General features: G+C 57.8%; 2 protein-coding genes. Both read left to right on the top strand.

Annotated elements, in window-relative coordinates; genetic code table 11:
- Positions 1-385: 385 nt before the first annotated feature.
- Complete coding sequence (locus VJ956_RS14340; RefSeq protein WP_324085723.1) at positions 386-2,185, top strand: acyl-CoA dehydrogenase C-terminal domain-containing protein; 1,800 nt, start codon at positions 386-388, stop codon at positions 2,183-2,185.
- A 197-nt stretch (positions 2,186-2,382) separates the two neighbouring features.
- Positions 2,383-3,709, top strand: a 1,327-nt coding sequence (locus VJ956_RS14335; RefSeq protein WP_324085722.1) for an acyl-CoA dehydrogenase family protein, incomplete at its 3' end; no start/stop codon positions are given.

The following is a 3,709-nucleotide window of genomic DNA, read 5'->3' as shown; positions in this document are numbered from 1 at the left end:
CTGCGGGGTCCAGCCAGCAATCACAGATTGCTGTCGTTCAGCTGTCGCATGAAGCTTTGCTTCATAAGCGCTCGGCTTCACCCATGTAGGCTCGGATGCAGCATCCCTGCTGCATACGGTCCTGAATGGACGTGTCCGCCTGCTTTCTTTCAGCTTGGTATGACCTCTCAATCTCACTGCCTGCCCCGCGTAATCGCAAAATCTGTGAACAAAACCCCCTACAAATTTCGACGCTTGCTATTGACAATTCTGTGTTCCTAAACGTATGTTTCAAACAAGTGTTTAATTTGCGGTCCGGCCATGTTCCCGGGCTACGCGGTTAGACCGGCAAGAACAACGTGATGCTGCCTGCGTGGCCGCGAATGATCATCCGAGGTGAAGCACAATGCCTGATTACAAAGCGCCCCTGCGCGACATCAAATTTGTAATGTCCGAGTTGCTCGACAGCGAGCAGCATTACGCCAGTCTGAACGGTGGCGAGGATGCCACCCCGGATATGGTAGACGCCATTATTGCGGAGGGAGCCAGATTCTGTGAGCAGGTACTGTCACCACTGAATCAGGTAGGCGACCGCGAAGGATGCAAACTCACTGATGGCAATGTGAAGACCCCGACCGGTTTCAAGGAAGCTTACCAGCAGTACGTGGAAAGCGGCTGGCCGTCCATGACCGCCGATCCGAATTACGGTGGCCAGGGCCTTCCTCACTCGCTCGGTCTGGTGATGAGCGAGATGGTCGGCACCTCTAACTGGTCTTTCGGCATGTACCCGGGCCTGAGTCATGGCTGTACCAACACTATCGAGACCCACGGCTCGGAAGAGCACAAGCAGACCTACCTGACCAGGCTGATCAGTGGTGAGTGGACTGGCACCATGTGCCTGACCGAATCGCACTGTGGCTCTGATCTGGGTACTCTGCGTACCAGGGCCGCGCCGAATGCCGATGGCTCCTACAGCATTACCGGAACCAAGATCTTTATCTCTGCCGGCGACCACGACATGGCAGAAAACATCGTGCACGTGGTGCTGGCTCGTCTGCCGGGTGCGCCGGAAGGCACCAAGGGAATTTCCCTGTTTATCGTGCCCAAGCGCCTGCCGAACGAAGATGGCTCCGCTGGCGATCGCAACGCGGTTTCCTGTGGTTCCCTTGAGCACAAGATGGGCATTCATGGTAACGCCACCTGCGTGATTAACTTCGACGGTGCCAAAGGCTGGCTGATCGGGCCGGAAAACCGGGGCCTGAACTGCATGTTCACCTTCATGAACACCGCCCGTATCGGTACTGCTATCCAGGGTCTGGGCGCCGCCGAACTGGGCTTTCAGGGTTCTCTGGCCTACGCCAGGGATCGCCTCGCCATGCGCTCGCTGAGTGGCCCGAAGAATCCTGACGGTCCGGCTGACCCGATCATTGTTCATCCGGACGTACGCCGCATGCTGCTGACCCAGAAGGTCATTGCTGAAGGCGCCCGGGCCCTGATCTATCTGGCTGCCCAGCAGGCCGACCTGGTCGACGGTGGCAGGACCGAGGAAGAACGCAAAGCGGCCGATGAAGTCCTGGGCTTCCTGACCCCTATCGCCAAGGCCTTCCTGACTGAAATCGGTTTCGAGTCGGCGAACCTGGGCATGCAGGTATTCGGTGGTCACGGTTTTATCTCCGAATGGGGTATGGAGCAGAATGTCCGTGACGCCCGTATCGGCATGATTTACGAAGGTACCACCGGTATTCAGGCGCTTGATCTGCTGGGCCGCAAGGTGCTGATGACCCGGGGCGAATCCCTCAAGGGCTTCACCCGCCAGGTTCACCTGTTCTGCAAGGAAAATGCCGACAACGAACAACTCAGGGAATTCATCGAGCCGCTGGCGGCGATCAATAAAGAATGGGGCGAGCTCACCACAAAGGTTGGTATGACGGCGATGGCGAATCGCGAGGAAGTCGGTGCCGCATCTGTGGATTACCTGATGTACTCGGGTTACGCCGTATTCGCGTATCTCTGGGCGCGGATGGCCAAAGTTGCTCTGGACCGGATGGTTGAAGGTACCACAGAGGAGATGTTCTACAATGCCAAGGTGCAGTCAGCCCGGTTTTACTTCCGGCGCATGCTGCCAAGGGCCAGGACTCACGCAGAAACCATGCTGGCTGGCGCTGACAGCCTGATGGACATGCCCGAGGAAGCCTTCGCCTTTTAACGCGGGGTGGGATGTTACTAATGAAGATAGAAGCAAGCGTACAGGGACGTATTTACAGCGTGTTCTGGAAAGACCTGTCCGCTTGCTTGAGCACGGATAAGTAAAATCCCGGCAAAGACTCATGAGACGGCGGGCTTATTGAGTTAGAATGGCGGCCCTTGCTCGATTGAATGACGATTGGATTCTGGAGACATTAGATGGCTGATTATCAGGCGCCCCTGCGTGAAATGCGTTTTATTCTGAATGAGGTGTTTGATGCACCCGCACTCTGGGCATCCCTGCCGGGAGTGGCGGAAAACGTAGACCCGGAGACGGCCGACGCCATTCTCGAAGAAGCCGCAAAAATCACCAGTGGCGTACTCGCCCCTCTGAACCGCGAAGGGGATGAGCAGGGCTGCAGTTGGAAGGACGGGGAAGTCACCACCCCGGAGGGCTTCCGCGAAGCCTACCAGACTATTGTGGAAGGCGGCTGGAACGGCCTGGGGGGCAATCCCGAGTTCGGTGGTATGGGAATGCCGAAGACCCTTGTGGCCCAGTTTGAAGAGATGATGCAGGCTGCCAACATGGCTTTTGGTCTGGCACCGATGCTGACAGCGGGCGCTTGCCTGGCACTGGATGCCCACGGCAGCCAGGAACTCAAGGAAAAGTACCTGCCGAATATGTATTCCGGCGTCTGGTCCGGCGCGATGGATCTGACCGAGCCCCATGCCGGTACCGACCTTGGCATTATCCGCACCAAAGCCGTGCCCAATGATGATGGATCCTACAGCGTCACAGGAACCAAGATCTTTATTACCTGGGGCGAGCATGACATGGCCGAAAACATTGTCCATCTGGTGCTGGCGAAGCTACCGGATGCACCGAAAGGCCCCAAGGGCATCTCAATGTTCCTGGTCCCCAAGTTTCTGGTCAAAGGCGACGGCTCTCTGGCCGATCGCAACCGGTTAAGCTGTGGTTCTCTGGAAAAGAAAATGGGCATCAAGGGCTCTGCCACCTGCGTCATGAATTATGATGGCGCAAAGGGCTGGCTTGTGGGGGAGGAAAACAAGGGCCTGGCGGCGATGTTCACGATGATGAACTATGAGCGTCTTGGCGTTGGCATCCAGGGCATGGGCGCGGCTGAGGCCTCACTGCAGAGCGCTCGCGAATACGCCCTCGAACGTATCCAGAGCCGCGCTCCTACGGGTCCGCAGCAGCCGGAGAAAGCCGCAGACCCGATTCTGGTGCATCCGGACGTGCGGCGCATGCTGCTAACCATGAAAGGCTATGTTGAAGGCGGTCGCGCCTTCTCTACCTACGTCGCCCAGTGGCTGGATATATCCAAGTACTCGGAGGACGACGGGCGCCGCAAGCAAGCCGAAGGGCTGGTTGCCCTTTTGACGCCGGTCGCCAAAGCCTTTCTGACCGACCGGGGTCTGGACACCTGCATCCTCGGCCAGCAGGTATTCGGCGGCCACGGCTTCATCCGCGAGTGGGGCCAGGAGCAGCTGGTACGCGACTGTCGCATCACCCAGATCTATGAAG

The sequence above is a fragment of the Marinobacter sp. genome, from assembly GCF_035268745.1.
GTDB lineage: Bacteria > Pseudomonadota > Gammaproteobacteria > Pseudomonadales > Oleiphilaceae > Marinobacter.
The sequence above is the reverse complement of the archived record's forward strand: the minus strand, read 5'-3'. Positions and strand labels throughout refer to the sequence as shown.

Excerpts from the sequence above, each read along its gene's own strand:
- VJ956_RS14340 (WP_324085723.1), top strand. The coding sequence starts at position 386 with ATGCCTGATTACAAAGCGCCCCTGCGCGACATCAAATTTGTAATGTCC.